Origin of the sequence: Streptomyces sp. NPDC101152 (assembly GCF_044768275.1) — a bacterium.
Lineage (GTDB): Bacteria > Actinomycetota > Actinomycetes > Streptomycetales > Streptomycetaceae > Streptomyces.
Map to the genome: position 1 here is coordinate 290,422 of NZ_JBIWPO010000002.1, position 18,382 is coordinate 308,803.

The 18,382-nt window shown below is 66.9% G+C and carries 12 protein-coding genes; all 12 read left to right on the top strand.

Features of this window, described 5'->3' with window-relative positions:
- The first annotated feature begins 15 nt into the window (after nucleotides 1-15).
- The 12 genes from rplA (at nucleotide 16) to tuf (ending at nucleotide 17,491) form a co-directional block, all read left to right on the top strand.
- Complete coding sequence (rplA, locus tag ACIRVK_RS03935; RefSeq protein ID WP_404243672.1) at nucleotides 16-741, top strand: 50S ribosomal protein L1; 726 nt, start codon at nucleotides 16-18, stop codon at nucleotides 739-741.
- A 130-nt stretch (nucleotides 742-871) separates the two neighbouring features.
- The gene (locus tag ACIRVK_RS03940) at nucleotides 872-1,732 is read left to right on the top strand and encodes a hypothetical protein (RefSeq protein ID WP_404243674.1); all 861 of its coding nucleotides are present in this window, start codon (nucleotides 872-874) and stop codon (nucleotides 1,730-1,732) included.
- A 138-nt stretch (nucleotides 1,733-1,870) separates the two neighbouring features.
- On the top strand, nucleotides 1,871-2,731 hold the full coding sequence (locus ACIRVK_RS03945) for a DUF1396 domain-containing protein (RefSeq protein ID WP_404243676.1): 861 nt from the start codon (nucleotides 1,871-1,873) through the stop codon (nucleotides 2,729-2,731).
- 282 nt (nucleotides 2,732-3,013) lie between these two features.
- Nucleotides 3,014-3,544, top strand: a complete 531-nt coding sequence (gene rplJ / locus ACIRVK_RS03950) for a 50S ribosomal protein L10 (protein WP_404243678.1) — start codon at nucleotides 3,014-3,016, stop codon at nucleotides 3,542-3,544.
- A 122-nt stretch (nucleotides 3,545-3,666) separates the two neighbouring features.
- Nucleotides 3,667-4,050: a 50S ribosomal protein L7/L12 gene (gene rplL / locus ACIRVK_RS03955; RefSeq protein WP_404243911.1), complete on the top strand. Its 384-nt coding sequence runs from the start codon at nucleotides 3,667-3,669 to the stop codon at nucleotides 4,048-4,050.
- A gap of 560 nt (nucleotides 4,051-4,610) precedes the next feature.
- Nucleotides 4,611-8,096: a DNA-directed RNA polymerase subunit beta gene (gene rpoB / locus ACIRVK_RS03960; RefSeq protein ID WP_404243680.1), complete on the top strand. Its 3,486-nt coding sequence runs from the start codon at nucleotides 4,611-4,613 to the stop codon at nucleotides 8,094-8,096.
- Between the two features lie 100 nt (nucleotides 8,097-8,196).
- Complete coding sequence (locus tag ACIRVK_RS03965; protein WP_404243682.1) at nucleotides 8,197-12,096, top strand: DNA-directed RNA polymerase subunit beta'; 3,900 nt, start codon at nucleotides 8,197-8,199, stop codon at nucleotides 12,094-12,096.
- Nucleotides 12,097-12,255: 159 nt separating this feature from the next.
- Nucleotides 12,256-12,801, top strand: a complete 546-nt coding sequence (locus tag ACIRVK_RS03970) for a DUF1707 and DUF4190 domain-containing protein (protein ID WP_404243684.1) — start codon at nucleotides 12,256-12,258, stop codon at nucleotides 12,799-12,801.
- Between the two features lie 316 nt (nucleotides 12,802-13,117).
- Nucleotides 13,118-13,489, top strand: coding sequence for a 30S ribosomal protein S12 (gene rpsL, locus ACIRVK_RS03975; protein ID WP_003948652.1), 372 nt, complete (start codon nucleotides 13,118-13,120; stop codon nucleotides 13,487-13,489).
- Nucleotides 13,490-13,491: 2 nt separating this feature from the next.
- Nucleotides 13,492-13,962 (top strand): 30S ribosomal protein S7, encoded by a 471-nt coding sequence (gene rpsG, locus ACIRVK_RS03980; protein WP_003998848.1) that lies wholly within the window; start codon nucleotides 13,492-13,494, stop codon nucleotides 13,960-13,962.
- Between the two features lie 39 nt (nucleotides 13,963-14,001).
- Nucleotides 14,002-16,128: an elongation factor G gene (fusA, locus tag ACIRVK_RS03985; RefSeq protein WP_404243686.1), complete on the top strand. Its 2,127-nt coding sequence runs from the start codon at nucleotides 14,002-14,004 to the stop codon at nucleotides 16,126-16,128.
- A gap of 169 nt (nucleotides 16,129-16,297) precedes the next feature.
- Nucleotides 16,298-17,491, top strand: a complete 1,194-nt coding sequence (gene tuf / locus ACIRVK_RS03990) for an elongation factor Tu (RefSeq protein WP_133043296.1) — start codon at nucleotides 16,298-16,300, stop codon at nucleotides 17,489-17,491.
- Nucleotides 17,492-18,382: the final 891 nt, after the last annotated feature.

Below are 18,382 nucleotides of genomic sequence, written 5' to 3' on the forward strand. Positions count from 1 at the left end.
TCACCAGGAGCAGTAGTGAGCAAGCGCAGCAAGTCTCTCCGCGCTGCGGACGCCAAGGTCGACCGGGAGAAGCTCTACGCCCCGCTCGAGGCCGTCCGTCTCGCCAAGGAGACCTCCACGACCAAGTTCGACGGCACCGTCGAGGTCGCCTTCCGCCTGGGTGTCGACCCGCGCAAGGCCGACCAGATGGTCCGTGGCACCGTGAACCTTCCGCACGGCACCGGCAAGACCGCCCGGGTCCTGGTCTTCGCGACCGGTGACCGTGCTGCGGCCGCGGAGGCCGCGGGCGCCGACATCGTCGGCTCCGACGAACTGATCGACGAGGTCTCCAAGGGCCGCCTGGACTTCGACGCCGTCGTCGCCACCCCGGACCTCATGGGCAAGGTCGGCCGCCTCGGCCGCGTGCTCGGTCCCCGTGGTCTCATGCCGAACCCCAAGACCGGCACCGTGACCCCGGACGTGGCGAAGGCCGTCACCGACATCAAGGGCGGCAAGATCGAGTTCCGCGTCGACAAGCACTCGAACCTGCACTTCATCATCGGCAAGACGTCCTTCGACGACGACAAGCTGGTGGAGAACTACGGCGCCGCGCTGGAGGAGATCCTCCGTCTGAAGCCGTCCGCCGCCAAGGGTCGCTACATCAAGAAGGCCGCGGTCTCCACCACCATGGGCCCCGGCATCCCGGTCGACCCGAACCGCACCCGCAACCTCCTCGTCGAGGAGGACCCGGCCGCGGTCTGAGCCTGAGGCTCACCCCTGTCGGACGACGGGCCCCGCACCTTCCGAGGTGCGGGGCCCGTTTCCATTCCGGTACGCGCGCGCGTGGCCTGAGTTAGCGTGCGAGGACAGCGAACGCATAGGGGTGGGACGTATGAGGAGCACGACCGTGCGCCGGGCAGCCCTGACGACCGCGGTGGTGCTCGCGCTCACGGGGACGGCCGCTTGCACCAACTCCTCAGCTTCCTCCGGGCGTTCCGCGAAGGGCACGGCCCACGCCGGCGTCGTCGCCGCCCTGCGCACCGCCGAGACGTCCACCGACCGGGCCGGGTCGGCCCGGGTCCGCTCCACGACCACGCTGGGCTCCGAGCTGTCCATGACGGCCGACGGGGCCCTCTGCTGGGGCGAGGGCACCACGGGCACGGTCACCATCACCTACACCAGCGGCACGACGGCGGACCTGATGCGCCGGCTCGGCACGACCTCGATGGAGGCCCGCTACCTGCCCGACGCCTACTACGCGCGGATGGGCGAGAAGTTCGCCGAACAGGCCGGCGGCAGGCACTGGATCCGGTACGGCTACGACGATCTCGCGGACCTCGGCGGCTCCTCGGGCGCCGACCTCGAGAACCAGATGCGGACCACCACCCCCAACCAGTCCGTGAAGCTCCTGCTGGCCTCAGGGGACCTGCGCCGGGTCGGCGAGGAGAAGGTGCGGGGCGTGGACACCACGCACTACACGGGCACGGTGAAGGCCTCCGACCTCGCCTCCGGCGAGCTCAGGAGGCAGCTCAGCCAGGCCGGCGTCGTGAGCGAGAGCGTCGACATCTGGGTGAGCGGCCACGACCTGCTCGTCAAGAAGGTCGAGCGGGGCAGCACCTCGAGCGGCGCCTACACCCAGACCGCCTACTTCAGCGACTACGGCGTCAGGGTCTCCACGGCCAGGCCGCCGGCGAACGACACCCAGGACCTCAGGCAGTTGCTGAAGAAACAGGGGCCGGCTTCCGGTGCGTGAGGTAATTCGGCAGCCTGTGCACCCCCGGGAGGCTAGGCTCTGTTGAACACCTGTGTATCGACCATGTGTTCCATATGTTGCGTGTGCCCTATGTGTTGCATGTGCTGCATGTGTTCCAGTGTTCCTTGGGGGGAATCAATGAAGACTTCCGTACGTGGTTCTGTGCGCCGCAGGGCGACCGTGGCCGGGCTCGCCGCGCTGCTGCTCGCCGGGGGAGCGACGGCCTGCGGCAAGAGCGGCCAGTCGCCGGAGATGTCGCCCGTGGCGGCCGTCGCCAAGGCGGCGAGCACCACGCAGGCCGTCACGTCCGCGCACTACCGCATGAAGGGCGTGTACCCAGGGCAGGGCCAGATGACGGCCGAGGCCTCCATGCGGCTCAAGCCCACCCTCGCGATGAGCATGAGCATGAACCTGCCCTCCCAGGGCGCCGACGGCAAGGCGGAGATCCGGCTCGTCGACAAGGCCATGTACATCGGCGGCAACCCCTCGATCGCCAAGGAGTTGCACGGCAAGACCTGGCTCAAGTTCGACATGTCCGCCCTCGGCGGCAATCAGCTGAACGGGGGCGCGCCGGGCGCCGGCCAGGCCCAGCAGAACCCGGCCGCCGAGGTCGGCTTCCTCACGGGTGCCAAGGTCGTCAAGAAGGTCGGCACCGAGACCGTCGACGGCGTGAAGACGACCCACTACCAGGGCGATGTCACGGTCGCCTCCCTCCGGGCCGCCCTCGACAAGGACACCAAGGCGAGCAAGGCCGTCCGCGATCAGCGCGACAAGGCCCTCCAGCAGTACGAGAAGCTCGGCGCCGGCGCGATGGCGATCGACATGTGGATCGACGGCGACAACCGTGTCAAGCAGACCCGGATCAAGAGCCAGACCGGCAAGGGCCCGCTCGACGTGACCGTCACCTTCCTCGACTACAACAAGCCGGTCACCGTCACCGCCCCGCCCGCCAAGGACACCGCCGACCTCGCCCAGATGCTGAAGGGCGCCCAGGGCTGAGCCGCCGCAGGACCGGATTTGCCTGACGGCGATCCGGTCCCGTACTCTCCTACAGAAGCCAAAGACCGCTGGTCGTTGCCGTGCGCTCGTGAGAGGGCCCGGTGGCCGAAGGATCCGCTGAACGCGGACGACCCGCGCAGGTGACTGTGGAAGTGCTCCCGGAACGCATGCTCTGCGTATGTGCTGCCGGTCGAGCTACGCCCCGTGCGCCTGCGCCGGGGCGTTTCGTTTGCCCAGCCCCTTCCGAGCGGTCCTCATCACCCGGAAGGAGGCCGACGCTCTATGGCAAGGCCCGACAAGGCTGCCGCGGTGGCCGAGCTGACGGAGCAGTTCCGCAGCTCGAGCGCCGCTGTGCTGACCGAGTACCGGGGTCTCACCGTGGCGCAGCTCAAGACGCTGCGCCGTTCGCTCGGTGAGAACGCCCAGTACGCCGTGGTGAAGAACACTCTGACCAAGATTGCGGCCAACGAGGCCGGGATCACGACGCTCGACGACCTGTTCAACGGTCCGACGGCGGTCGCCTTCGTCACCGGTGACCCGGTGGTGTCGGCGAAGGGTCTTCGTGACTTCGCCAAGGACAACCCGAACCTCGTCATCAAGGGCGGTGTCCTTGACGGCAAGGCGCTGTCCGCCGACGAGATCAAGAAGCTCGCGGACCTCGAGTCCCGCGAGGTTCTGCTCGCCAAGCTGGCGGGCGCCCTGAAGGGCAAGCAGACGCAGGCTGCTCAGGTCTTCCAGGCGCTCCCGTCGAAGCTCGTCCGCACCGTGGACGCGCTTCGCGCCAAGCAGGACGAGCAGGGCGGTGCCGAGTAACTCGGCTCGCGAAATGACCGCCGTCTGAGGCAGCCCGCCTGAGGCGGAGGTCGTAGCGGGCCGAACGTACGCCCGCCATACATGTACATCCGGCACCAGCCGACATTAGTGGAAGGAAAGCCATCGTGGCTCTCACCCAGGACGAACTGCTCGCCGAGTTCGAGGGCATGACCCTCATCCAGCTCTCCGAGTTCGTGAAGGCGTTCGAGGAGAAGTTCGACGTCACCGCCGCCGCCGCGGTCGCCGTTGCCGGTCCCGCCGGCCCGGGCGCCCCGGTCGAGCAGGAGGAGGAGAAGGACGAGTTCGACGTCGTTCTCACCGGCGCCGGCGACAAGAAGATCCAGGTCATCAAGGTCGTGCGTGAGCTGACCTCGCTCGGCCTGAAGGAGGCCAAGGACCTGGTCGACGGTGCGCCGAAGCCGGTTCTGGAGAAGGTCAACAAGGAGGCCGCCGACAAGGCGAAGGAGGCCCTCGAGGGCGCCGGTGCCTCCGTCGAGGTCAAGTAAGACCTCTCGGGCCCCCAGGGCTCGTTACGCGGGTCCCTCGGACCTGTAACGCGCAAGCGTCGAGGAGCGATCATCCAATCGGGTGGTCGCTTCTCGGTGTTTTGGGGCATCGGGTCGTGGCCGCCTTGCACCCGAGGGTGCGCGGAGTATGGTGATCTTCGTCGTGTCTCCAAGCACCGCAGGTGGCATGTGGTTCGGGCCATGGAGGCCTTGACGAACCGCACGCAGCGCGCAATTCTCAGGACGCGTCGTCACAAGGATCCGAATCCGAGGCATGGATCGGCGACGAAGAGGGCAGTATCAACGTGCATCGAGGGCAGGCATGCCGAGGGCGTTGAGGACAACGAGGGTCTCAAAAAAGCGGGGCTGGACATCAGTGCGCCAAGTGGCTACACTGACCCTTTGCGCTGCCTGTTAGCTGCCTCCTGCCCGTCACCAGGGGCATGCCCTCGCTTGAGCACCGACGACCGGAGTATCCCTGACCTGGGACTTCTGTCTCTGTGCGCGGGAGAGGGACCGGTACGCGCGTAGTGAGTCCGAGCCCTCGGAAGGACCCCCTCTTGGCCGCCTCGCGCACTGCCTCGACCGCGAATACGAACAACGGCGCCAGCACCGCCCCGCTGCGCATCTCCTTTGCAAAGATCAAGGAGCCTCTCGAGGTTCCCAACCTGCTCGCGCTGCAGACCGAGAGCTTTGACTGGCTGCTCGGCAACACCGCTTGGCAGAGTCGGGTCGAGGAGGCTCTGGAGTCCGGTCAGGACGTCCCCACCAAGTCCGGTCTCGAGGAGATCTTCGAGGAGATCTCCCCGATCGAGGACTTCTCCGGGTCGATGTCGCTGACGTTCCGCGACCACCGTTTCGAGCCGCCGAAGAACAGCATCGACGAGTGCAAGGAGCGCGACTTCACGTACGCGGCCCCGCTCTTCGTCACGGCCGAGTTCACCAACAACGAGACCGGCGAGATCAAGTCCCAGACGGTCTTCATGGGTGACTTCCCGCTCATGACCAACAAGGGCACCTTCGTCATCAACGGCACCGAGCGTGTCGTGGTGTCCCAGCTCGTCCGCTCGCCCGGTGTCTACTTCGACTCCTCCATCGACAAGACGTCCGACAAGGACATCTTCTCCGCCAAGATCATCCCGTCCCGGGGTGCCTGGCTGGAGATGGAGATCGACAAGCGCGACATGGTCGGTGTCCGCATCGACCGCAAGCGCAAGCAGTCCGTCACCGTGCTCCTGAAGGCTCTCGGCTGGACGACCGAGCAGATCCTCGAGGAGTTCGGCGAGTACGAGTCGATGCGCGCCACCCTGGAGAAGGACCACACCCAGGGCCAGGACGACGCGCTGCTCGACATCTACCGCAAGCTGCGTCCGGGCGAGCCCCCCACGCGTGAGGCCGCGCAGACGCTCCTGGAGAACCTGTACTTCAACCCCAAGCGCTACGACCTCGCCAAGGTCGGCCGCTACAAGGTCAACAAGAAGCTGGGCGCGGACGCCCCGCTGGACGCGGGCATCCTGACCGTCGAGGACATCATCTCGACGATCAAGTACCTGGTGAAGCTGCACGCAGGCGAGACCGAGACCGCCGGGGACAACGGCGACACGATCGTCGTCGAGACCGACGACATCGACCACTTCGGCAACCGGCGTCTGCGCAGTGTCGGCGAGCTCATCCAGAACCAGGTCCGTACGGGTCTGGCGCGTATGGAGCGCGTCGTGCGCGAGCGCATGACGACCCAGGACGTCGAGGCGATCACGCCGCAGACCCTGATCAACATCCGGCCGGTCGTCGCCTCCATCAAGGAGTTCTTCGGCACCAGCCAGCTGTCGCAGTTCATGGACCAGAACAACCCGCTGTCGGGTCTCACCCACAAGCGCCGTCTGTCGGCCCTTGGCCCGGGTGGTCTCTCCCGTGAGCGGGCCGGCTTCGAGGTCCGTGACGTGCACCCCTCGCACTACGGCCGCATGTGCCCGATCGAGACCCCTGAAGGCCCGAACATCGGTCTGATCGGCTCGCTCGCCTCCTACGGCCGGGTCAACGCGTTCGGTTTCGTCGAGACCCCGTACCGCAAGGTCGTCGACGGGCAGGTCACCGACGAGGTGGACTACCTGACCGCCGACGAGGAGGACCGCTTCGTCATCGCGCAGGCCAACGCCACGCTCAACGAGGACATGCGGTTCGCCGAGGCCCGGGTGCTCGTCCGCCGCCGTGGCGGCGAGGTCGACTACGTCGCCGGGGACGACGTGCACTACATGGACGTCTCGCCGCGCCAGATGGTGTCGGTCGCGACCGCCATGATCCCGTTCCTCGAGCACGACGACGCCAACCGTGCCCTCATGGGCGCGAACATGATGCGCCAGGCCGTGCCGCTGATCAAGAGCGAGTCCCCGCTCGTCGGCACCGGCATGGAGTACCGCTCCGCCGTCGACGCCGGCGACGTGGTCAAGGCCGAGAAGGCGGGTGTGGTCCAGGAGGTCTCCGCCGACTACATCACCACCGCCAACGACGACGGCACGTACATCACCTACCGGCTGGCCAAGTTCGCCCGGTCCAACCAGGGCACCTCGGTCAACCAGAAGGTCATCGTCAACGAGGGCGACCGGATCATCGAGGGCCAGGTCCTCGCCGACGGTCCGGCCACCCAGAACGGCGAGATGGCGCTCGGCAAGAACCTGCTGGTCGCGTTCATGCCGTGGGAGGGTCACAACTACGAGGACGCGATCATCCTGTCGCAGCGCCTCGTGCAGGACGACGTCCTCTCCTCGATCCACATCGAGGAGCACGAGGTCGACGCCCGTGACACCAAGCTCGGCCCCGAGGAGATCACCCGGGACATCCCGAACGTCTCCGAGGAGGTCCTCGCCGACCTCGACGAGCGCGGCATCATCCGCATCGGCGCCGAGGTCATCGCCGGTGACATCCTCGTCGGCAAGGTCACCCCGAAGGGTGAGACCGAGCTGACGCCGGAGGAGCGCCTGCTGCGCGCGATCTTCGGTGAGAAGGCCCGTGAGGTCCGTGACACCTCGCTGAAGGTGCCGCACGGCGAGACCGGCAAGGTCATCGGCGTGCGCGTCTTCGACCGCGAGGAGGGTGACGAGCTTCCCCCCGGTGTGAACCAGCTGGTGCGCGTGTACGTGGCGCAGAAGCGCAAGATCACCGACGGTGACAAGCTCGCCGGCCGGCACGGCAACAAGGGTGTCATCTCCAAGATCCTGCCCATCGAGGACATGCCGTTCCTCGAGGACGGGACCCCGGTCGACATCATCCTCAACCCGCTGGGTGTGCCGTCCCGCATGAACCCGGGACAGGTCCTCGAGATCCACCTCGGCTGGCTCGCCAGTCGTGGCTGGGACGTCTCCGGTCTCGCCGACGAGTGGGCGCAGCGCCTGCAGGCCATCGGCGCCGACCAGGTCGCCCCGGGCACGAACGTCGCGACCCCCGTCTTCGACGGTGCGCGCGAGGACGAGCTCGCGGGTCTGCTGCAGCACACGATCCCGAACCGCGACGGCGAGCGCATGGTGCTCCCGTCCGGCAAGGCACGGCTGTTCGACGGCCGTAGCGGTGAGCCGTTCCCGGAGCCGATCTCGGTCGGCTACATGTACATCCTGAAGCTGCACCACCTGGTCGACGACAAGCTGCACGCCCGCTCGACCGGCCCGTACTCGATGATCACCCAGCAGCCGCTGGGTGGTAAGGCCCAGTTCGGTGGCCAGCGCTTCGGTGAGATGGAGGTGTGGGCGCTGGAGGCGTACGGCGCCGCCTACGCCCTCCAGGAGCTGCTGACCATCAAGTCCGACGACGTCACCGGCCGCGTGAAGGTCTACGAGGCCATCGTCAAGGGCGAGAACATCCCCGAGCCCGGCATCCCCGAGTCCTTCAAGGTGCTCATCAAGGAGATGCAGTCGCTCTGCCTGAACGTGGAGGTGCTGTCCAGCGACGGTATGTCCATCGAGATGCGTGACACCGACGAGGACGTCTTCCGCGCGGCGGAGGAGCTCGGCATCGACCTGTCCCGGCGTGAGCCGAGCAGCGTCGAAGAGGTCTGACGGGAGTTCGGCCGGAGGAACTGGTGAGGGACCTCCGGCCGGCCCCAGGACCCCCGTTTCAGACCCCAAGACTTACAACCCTGAGAGGGATTGACGCATAGTGCTCGACGTCAACTTCTTCGATGAGCTCCGGATCGGTCTGGCCACCGCTGACGACATCCGTCAGTGGAGCCACGGCGAGGTCAAGAAGCCCGAGACCATCAACTACCGCACCCTCAAGCCCGAGAAGGACGGACTCTTCTGCGAGAAGATCTTCGGTCCGACCCGGGACTGGGAGTGCTACTGCGGCAAGTACAAGCGTGTCCGGTTCAAGGGCATCATCTGTGAGCGCTGCGGCGTCGAGGTCACTCGCGCCAAGGTGCGCCGTGAGCGGATGGGCCACATCGAACTGGCCGCGCCCGTCACCCACATCTGGTACTTCAAGGGTGTCCCCTCGCGCCTCGGCTACCTGCTGGACCTGGCGCCCAAGGACCTTGAGAAGGTCATCTACTTCGCGGCGTACATGATCACGTACGTCGACGAGGAGCGCCGTACCCGCGACCTGCCCTCCCTGGAGGCGCACGTCTCGGTCGAGCGGCAGCAGATCGAGAACCGCCGGGACGCCGACCTGGAGGCCCGCGCCAAGAAGCTCGAGTCGGACCTGGCCGAGCTGGAGGCCGAGGGCGCCAAGGCCGACGTGCGCCGCAAGGTGCGCGAGGGTGCCGAGCGTGAGATGAAGCAGCTGCGCGACCGTGCGCAGCGCGAGATCGACCGCCTCGACGAGGTGTGGACCCGGTTCAAGAACCTCAAGGTCCAGGACCTCGAGGGCGACGAGCTGCTCTACCGCGAGCTGCGGGACCGCTTCGGCACGTACTTCGACGGTTCGATGGGTGCCGCGGCGCTGCAGAAGCGCCTGGAGTCCTTCGACCTCGACGAGGAGGCCGAGCGTCTCCGCGAGATCATCCGCACCGGCAAGGGCCAGAAGAAGACCCGCGCCCTGAAGCGGCTGAAGGTCGTCTCCGCGTTCCTGCAGACCTCCAACAGCCCCAAGGGCATGGTCCTCGACTGCGTCCCGGTCATCCCGCCGGACCTGCGTCCGATGGTGCAGCTGGACGGTGGCCGCTTCGCGACCTCCGACCTGAACGACCTGTACCGCCGGGTCATCAACCGCAACAACCGCCTGAAGCGCCTTCTCGACCTCGGTGCGCCCGAGATCATCGTGAACAACGAGAAGCGCATGCTCCAGGAGGCCGTCGACGCGCTCTTCGACAACGGCCGTCGTGGTCGCCCGGTCACGGGCCCCGGCAACCGTCCGCTGAAGTCGCTGTCCGACATGCTCAAGGGCAAGCAGGGCCGCTTCCGTCAGAACCTGCTCGGCAAGCGTGTGGACTACTCCGCGCGTTCCGTGATCGTCGTCGGTCCGCAGCTGAAGCTGCACCAGTGCGGTCTGCCGAAGGCGATGGCGCTCGAGCTGTTCAAGCCGTTCGTGATGAAGCGCCTGGTCGACCTGAACCACGCGCAGAACATCAAGTCCGCCAAGCGCATGGTGGAGCGCGGCCGCACCGTCGTGTACGACGTCCTCGAAGAGGTCATCGCCGAGCACCCGGTGCTGCTCAACCGTGCTCCCACCCTGCACCGCCTCGGCATCCAGGCCTTCGAGCCGCAGCTGGTCGAGGGCAAGGCCATCCAGATCCACCCGCTCGTGTGCACCGCGTTCAACGCGGACTTCGACGGTGACCAGATGGCCGTGCACCTGCCGCTGTCCGCGGAGGCGCAGGCCGAGGCCCGCATCCTGATGCTGTCCTCGAACAACATCCTCAAGCCCGCCGACGGCCGTCCGGTGACGATGCCGACCCAGGACATGGTCCTCGGTCTGTTCTTCCTCACCACCGACGGCGAGATGCGGGGCGTCAAGGGCGAGGGCCGTTCCTTCGGCTCCGCGGCCGAGGCGATCATGGCGTTCGACGCGGGCGAGCTCTCGCTGCAGTCGCGCGTGGACATCCGCTTCCCCGTCGGCACCATCCCGCCGCGTGGCTGGACCCCGCCGGCGCGCGAGGAGGGTGACCCGGAGTGGCAGCAGGGTGACAGCTTCCGGCTGAACACCACGCTGGGCCGCGCGCTCTTCAACGAGCTGCTGCCCGAGGACTACCCGTTCGTCGACTACGAGGTCGGCAAGAAGCAGCTCTCCGAGATCGTCAACGACCTCGCCGAGCGCTACCCCAAGGTCATCGTGGCGGCGACGCTCGACAACCTGAAGGCGGCCGGCTTCTACTGGGCGACCCGTTCCGGTGTCACCGTGGCCATCTCCGACGTCGTCGTTCCCGAGGCGAAGAAGGAGATCGTCAAGGGCTACGAGGCGCAGGACGAGAAGGTCCAGAAGCAGTACGAGCGCGGTCTGATCACCAAGGACGAGCGCACGCAGGAGCTCATCGCGATCTGGACCAAGGCGACCAACGAGGTCGCCGAGGCGATGAACGACAACTTCCCGAAGACCAACCCGATCTTCATGATGGTGAACTCGGGTGCACGAGGCAACATGATGCAGATGCGTCAGATCGCCGGTATGCGTGGTCTGGTGTCGAACGCGAAGAACGAGACGATCCCGCGTCCGATCAAGGCGTCGTTCCGTGAGGGCCTGTCCGTGCTGGAGTACTTCATCTCCACGCACGGTGCCCGTAAGGGTCTGGCGGACACCGCCCTGCGTACGGCCGACTCGGGTTACCTGACCCGTCGTCTGGTCGACGTCTCCCAGGACGTCATCATCCGCGAGGAGGACTGCGGCACCGAGCGCGGTCTGAAGCTGAAGATCGCCTCGCGCGGCGCCGACGGTGTGCTGCGCAAGGCGGACGACGTCGAGACCAGCGTCTACGCCCGCATGCTCGCCGAGGACGTCGTCATCGACGGCAAGGTGATCGCGCCGGCCAACGTGGACCTGGGCGACGTGCTCATCGACCAGCTCGTGCACCACGGCATCGAGGAGGTCAAGACCCGCTCGATCCTGACCTGCGAGTCCCAGGTCGGCACCTGCGCCATGTGCTACGGCCGCTCGCTGGCCACCGGCAAGCTGGTCGACATCGGTGAGGCGGTCGGCATCATCGCCGCCCAGTCCATCGGTGAGCCCGGCACCCAGCTGACGATGCGTACCTTCCACACCGGTGGTGTGGCCGGTGACGACATCACCCAGGGTCTGCCGCGTGTCGTCGAGCTCTTCGAGGCCCGTACCCCGAAGGGTGTCGCCCCGATCTCCGAGGCCTCCGGCCGCGTCCGGATCGAGGAGACCGAGAAGACCAAGAAGATCGTGATCACCCCGGACGACGGCAGCGACGAGACGGCGTACCCGATCTCGAAGCGCGCCCGGCTCCTGGTCAGCGAGGGCGAGCACGTCGAGGTGGGCCAGAAGCTCACCGTGGGTGCCACCAACCCGCACGACGTGCTGCGCATCCTGGGCCAGCGTGCCGTCCAGGTCCACCTGGTCGGCGAGGTCCAGAAGGTCTACAACTCGCAGGGTGTGTCGATCCACGACAAGCACATCGAGATCATCATCCGGCAGATGCTGCGCCGTGTGACGATCATCGAGTCCGGCGACGCCGAGCTGCTGCCCGGCGAGCTGGTCGAGCGCTCGAAGTTCGAGGTCGAGAACCGTCGCGTGGTCCAGGAGGGCGGTCACCCGGCCTCCGGTCGTCCGCAGCTCATGGGTATCACCAAGGCCTCGCTGGCCACGGAGTCCTGGCTGTCGGCGGCGTCCTTCCAGGAGACGACGCGAGTCCTCACCGACGCGGCGATCAACGCCAAGTCGGACTCGCTCATCGGCCTCAAGGAGAACGTCATCATCGGTAAGCTCATCCCGGCCGGTACGGGCCTGTCCCGTTACCGCAACATCCGGGTCGAGCCGACCGAGGAGGCCAAGGCCGCGATGTACTCGGCCGTCGGCTACGACGACATCGACTACTCGCCGTTCGGCACCGGCTCCGGCCAGGCCGTCCCGCTGGAGGACTACGACTACGGTCCGTACAACCAGTAGGCGAGCGATCGCTTGAGCAGAGGGGCGGCCATCTTTCGGGGTGGCCGCCCCTCGGCGTGTCCGGGCGGCGCCGGACGGCGTGTCAGCCGACGCCCACTCGCCCGGAAAGACCGGTTCGGCGCATCATGGAGGGACTCGGGGGGTTCGGGGAGGTGCTCCGTGTCGAATCCGATGCCATGGCAGCCGTGGCAGTCAGGGCAGGGCGGCGTTCCGCAGCCCTGGCAGGGTGGCGGGCCGTCCATGCTGGCCTCGCACGCCGACCGGGAGCGGACCGTCGACGTCCTCAGAGCCGGGTACGGGGAGGGCCGGCTGGAGCAGCCGGAGTTCGACAAGCGCGTGGCGCGGGCCTACGCGGCCCGTACGGTGGGGGAGCTGGCGGTGCTGGTCGCCGACCTGCCCGCGGGCCCCGTACCGCAGCCGGTGCCCCTCGTGGCCGTACCGCGGACGTTCCTGCCCGTCGCGCGCCCGCAGACGAACGGGAAGGCCGTGGGGGCCGCCGTGTGCGGTCTGCTGTGCGTGCCCACGCTGGGGCTGACCGGCATCCCCGCGGTGATCCTCGGGCACACGGCCCGTGCCGAGATCGAGCGCACCGGGGAGGCCGGTGAGGGGCTCGCCATGACGGGGCTGGTGCTGGGCTGGCTGTCGACGGCCGGCTGGGCCGTCGTGATGACCCTGCTCATCGCGGTGTCACTGGCCTCCGGATAGCGCCCGGACGTGTCCGGGACGTGAAATCGAAGATCACGTACGGCGTAGGGTCTTGACAGGTGAGGTGTGGTCCGGTGGGCGCGGGCCATTTGTTTTGACCGCAGCGAATGCGGTAGGTACGCTCAGACCTTGTGCCTGGGGTGTGCCCTGGCTCTTGTGCGTGCCATCAACCGCATAGCGAGCCGTAACTGGCCACCGTGATCCGTGCCCTTTTCGCCTTGCGGCGGGAGTCCGCCGGATTCGACACACCCGACCGCGTGGGTCGGCGACGTTCCAGGTTAGCTGTACCCATCGGCACACAGAAACCGGAGAAGTAGTGCCTACGATCCAGCAGCTGGTCCGCAAGGGCCGGCAGGACAAGGTCGAGAAGAACAAGACGCCCGCACTCGAGGGTTCCCCTCAGCGTCGTGGCGTCTGCACGCGTGTGTTCACGACCACCCCGAAGAAGCCGAACTCGGCCCTGCGTAAGGTCGCGCGTGTGCGTCTGACCAGCGGGATCGAGGTCACGGCCTACATTCCGGGTGAGGGACACAACCTGCAGGAGCACTCCATCGTGCTCGTGCGCGGCGGCCGTGTGAAGGACCTGCCGGGTGTTCGCTACAAGATCATCCGTGGCTCCCTCGACACCCAGGGTGTCAAGAACCGCAAGCAGGCCCGTTCCCGCTACGGCGCCAAGAAGGAGAAGTAGAAATGCCTCGTAAGGGCCCCGCCCCGAAGCGCCCGGTCATCATCGACCCGGTCTACGGTTCTCCTCTGGTCACGTCGCTGATCAACAAGGTGCTGCTGAACGGCAAGCGCTCCACCGCCGAGCGCATCGTCTACGGCGCCATGGAGGGCCTGCGCGAGAAGACCGGCAACGACCCGGTCATCACCCTCAAGCGCGCTCTCGAGAACATCAAGCCGACCCTCGAGGTCAAGTCCCGCCGTGTCGGTGGCGCCACCTACCAGGTGCCGGTCGAGGTCAAGCCCGGCCGCGCCAACACCCTGGCGCTGCGCTGGCTGGTCGGTTACTCCCGCGCCCGTCGCGAGAAGACCATGACCGAGCGTCTGCTCAACGAGCTTCTCGACGCTTCGAACGGCCTCGGTGCGGCCGTCAAGAAGCGCGAGGACACGCACAAGATGGCCGAGTCCAACAAGGCCTTCGCGCACTACCGCTGGTAGTCGCTACCCACATCGAGACCGAGAGAAGACTGAAGCCTTATGGCTACCACTTCACTTGACCTGGCCAAGGTCCGCAACATCGGGATCATGGCCCACATCGACGCGGGCAAGACGACCACCACCGAGCGGATCCTGTTCTACACCGGCGTCTCGTACAAGATCGGTGAGGTCCACGACGGCGCTGCCACCATGGACTGGATGGAGCAGGAGCAGGAGCGTGGCATCACGATCACCTCTGCTGCCACCACCTGTCACTGGCCGCTGGAAGACGTCGACCACACCATCAACATCATCGACACGCCGGGCCACGTCGACTTCACCGTCGAGGTGGAGCGTTCGCTGCGTGTGCTCGACGGTGCCGTGACGGTGTTCGACGGCGTCGCCGGCGTCGAGCCCCAGTCCGAGACGGTGTGGCGTCAGGCGGACCGCTACGGCGTTCCGCGTATCTGCTTCGTGAACAAGCTCGACCGCACGGGTGCCGAGTTCCACCGCTGCGTGGACATGATCTCGGACCGCCTGGGCGCTCAGCCGATCGTCATGCAGCTCCCGATCGGTGCCGAGGCCGACTTCAAGGGCGTCGTGGACCTGGTCCGCATGAAGGCGCTCGTGTGGTCCGCCGAGGCCACCAAGGGCGAGATGTACGACGTCGTCGACATCCCGGACACGCACACCGAGGCTGCCGAGGAGTACCGCGGCAAGCTGCTCGAGGCCGTGGCCGAGAACGACGAGGAGATCATGGAGCTGTACCTCGAGGGCGTCGAGCCCACCGAGGAGCAGCTGTACGCCGCGATCCGTCGCATCACCATCGCGTCCGGCAAGTCCAAGGACACCACGGTCACCCCGGTGTTCTGCGGTACCGCGTTCAAGAACAAGGGCGTCCAGCCCCTGCTCGACGCGGTCGTGCGCTACCTCCCCTCCCCGCTCGACGTCGAGGCCATCGAGGGCCACGCCGTCAACGACCCGGAGGAGGTCGTCAAGCGCAAGCCGTCCGAGGACGAGCCGCTGTCGGCCCTCGCGTTCAAGATCATGAGCGACCCGCACCTCGGCAAGCTCACCTTCGTCCGGGTCTACTCGGGCCGCCTGGAGTCCGGCACCTCGGTGCTGAACTCCGTCAAGGGCAAGAAGGAGCGCATCGGCAAGATCTACCGCATGCACGCGAACAAGCGTGAGGAGATCGACTCGGTGGGCGCCGGCGACATCATCGCCGTCATGGGTCTGAAGCAGACCACGACCGGTGAGACGCTGTGCGACGACAAGGCCCCGGTGATCCTGGAGTCCATGGACTTCCCGGCGCCGGTCATCCAGGTCGCCATCGAGCCCAAGTCGAAGGGCGACCAGGAGAAGCTGGGCGTCGCGATCCAGCGCCTGGCCGAGGAGGACCCGTCCTTCCAGGTTCACTCGGACGAGGAGACCGGCCAGACCATCATCGGCGGTATGGGCGAACTGCACCTCGAGGTGCTGGTCGACCGTATGCGCCGTGAGTTCAAGGTCGAGGCCAACGTCGGCAAGCCGCAGGTGGCCTACCGCGAGACGATCCGCAAGGCCGTCGAGCGCGTGGACTACACGCACAAGAAGCAGACCGGTGGTACGGGTCAGTTCGCCAAGGTCCAGATCGGCATCGAGCCGATCGAGGGCGGCGACGCGTCGTACGAGTTCATCAACAAGGTGACCGGTGGCCGCATCCCCAAGGAGTACATCCCCTCGGTGGACGCGGGCGCGCAGGAGGCCATGCAGTTCGGCATCCTCGCCGGCTACGAGATGACCGGCGTCCGTGTGATCCTGCACGACGGTGGCTACCACGAGGTCGACTCCTCCGAGCTCGCCTTCAAGATCGCCGGTTCGCAGGCCTTCAAGGAGGCCGCGCGCAAGGCCAGCCCCGTGCTGCTCGAGCCGATGATGGCCGTCGAGGTCACCACGCCCGAGGACTACATGGGTGAGGTCATCGGCGACATCAACTCCCGCCGTGGCCAGATCCAGGCCATGGAGGAGCGGGCCGGTGCCCGCGTCGTGAAGGGCCTCGTGCCCCTCTCGGAGATGTTCGGTTACGTCGGCGACCTGCGCAGCAAGACGTCCGGCCGGGCCAGCTACTCCATGCAGTTCGACTCCTACGCCGAGGTTCCGCGGAACGTCGCCGAGGAGATCATCGCGAAGGCCAAGGGCGAGTAGCGCACCGCGTTAACGCACCGCGTTCACACGCCGTAGGCTTGACTCCGGAGCCTCCCAGGGCATTCCACCGCAACAGTGGAGGAATGCCCCGGGGATCCGGGCCATCCAGCAAAGATCACCTGGCGCCGATGAAGTAAGGCGTACAGAACCACTCCACAGGAGGACCCCAGTGGCGAAGGCGAAGTTCGAGCGGACTAAGCCGCACGTCAACATCGGCACCATCGGTCACATCGACCACGGTAAGACGACCCTCACGGCCGCCATTACCAAGGTGCTGCACGACGCGTTCCCGGACCTGAACGAGGCCTCGGCGTTCGACCAGATCGACAAGGCTCCCGAAGAGCGCCAGCGCGGTATCACCATCTCCATCGCGCACGTCGAGTACCAGACGGAGACCCGTCACTACGCCCACGTCGACTGCCCCGGTCACGCGGACTACATCAAGAACATGATCACGGGTGCGGCGCAGATGGACGGCGCCATCCTCGTTGTCGCCGCCACGGACGGCCCGATGCCGCAGACCAAGGAGCACGTGCTCCTGGCCCGCCAGGTCGGCGTTCCGTACATCGTCGTCGCCCTCAACAAGGCCGACATGGTGGACGACGAGGAGATCCTGGAGCTCGTCGAGCTCGAGGTCCGTGAGCTGCTCTCCGAGTACGAGTTCCCGGGCGACGACGTTCCGGTCGTCAAGGTCTCCGCGCTCAAGGCGCTCGAGGGCGACAAGGAGTGGGGCCAGTCGGTCCTGGACCTGATGGCCGCCGTCGACACCGCGATCCCGGAGCCGGAGCGCGACGTCGACAAGCCGTTCCTCATGCCGATCGAGGACGTCTTCACGATCACCGGTCGCGGTACGGTCGTCACCGGCCGTATCGAGCGTGGTGTCCTCAAGGTCAACGAGACCGTGGACATCATCGGCATCAAGAACGAGAAGACCACCACCACGGTCACCGGCATCGAGATGTTCCGCAAGCTGCTCGACGAGGGTCAGGCCGGTGAGAACGTCGGTCTGCTGCTCCGCGGCATCAAGCGCGAGGACGTCGAGCGCGGCCAGGTCATCATCAAGCCGGGCTCGGTCACCCCGCACACCGAGTTCGAGGCGCAGGCCTACATCCTGTCCAAGGACGAGGGTGGCCGCCACACGCCGTTCTTCAACAACTACCGTCCGCAGTTCTACTTCCGTACCACGGACGTGACCGGCGTCGTGACCCTCCCCGAGGGCACCGAGATGGTCATGCCGGGCGACAACACTGAGATGAAGGTCGAGCTCATCCAGCCCATCGCCATGGAAGAGGGCCTGAAGTTCGCCATCCGCGAGGGTGGCCGGACGGTCGGCGCCGGCCAGGTCACCAAGATCACCAAGTGACCCTGAGCCGCTAGGCCTCAGAAAGGGCCCGTACGACTTCGGTCGTACGGGCCCTTTCGCTTGTCCGTTGTGCCTGCTGGGCTGGTGACCTCGCGAGTCAGGCGTCCTCGTCCATGAAGATCTCCTGTGGGGGTAGTTCTCCTCGAAGGACTGCCAGAAGACGCCGAAGGCGGTGCGGGGGTCGCTGGGGGAGGGGGAGGTGCACGCCTTCGGGAGCGCTGCGATGCGGTGCAGGCGGCGGTGGCCCACCTCGCTGTCGGTGGTGACCGAGGCGTGGTTCCGGTCGTGGGCGAGCCGTACGGTCAGGACGTCGCCGTCCGAGGTGTCCGTTCCCGGGCCCGTCTGCCGGGCGGTGTCGCCCTTGAGGCAGCTCACGGACGTGGTCTGGTACTCCTGGTACGCGCCCTGGCCGAGGGCGAGGACGGTGCCATAGCCGTCCATGCGCCACAGGCCGTCGGCGCTCGGTGGGCTTCCGTGGGCGGCGGGAGAGGCTCCCGCGGTCAGGGCCAGGACGGCGGTGGTGGCGGCGAGGAGGCGCACGGCGGTGTCCCTTCGGGAACGTGCTCGGCTGTGATCACCACCGTGGCGGAGGGGGAAGGGTCGGGACCATCCGGCAGCCCAGTGGCCGCGAGGTGGGGACAGCCAAAGGGGCTCCGTGTTTGACCTGCGTCACGCTCGGGGTATTGTCTCCGGCTCGATTGGCCAGGCCCCTGCCCCGTATGGCAGACTAGCGGGGTTGCTCGGTCGAGTGTTGATGCTGCGCGCCTCCCGCCGGGAGGACCGGAAGCGAGTCCCACAGTACTCGTCGTCCTAACTGCCTGATGGCAGCGCTGGGGCGGACGTACGGGAATCTTTCGGGAAGTGTCGGTGCGGCACCGGCCAGGCGTCCGG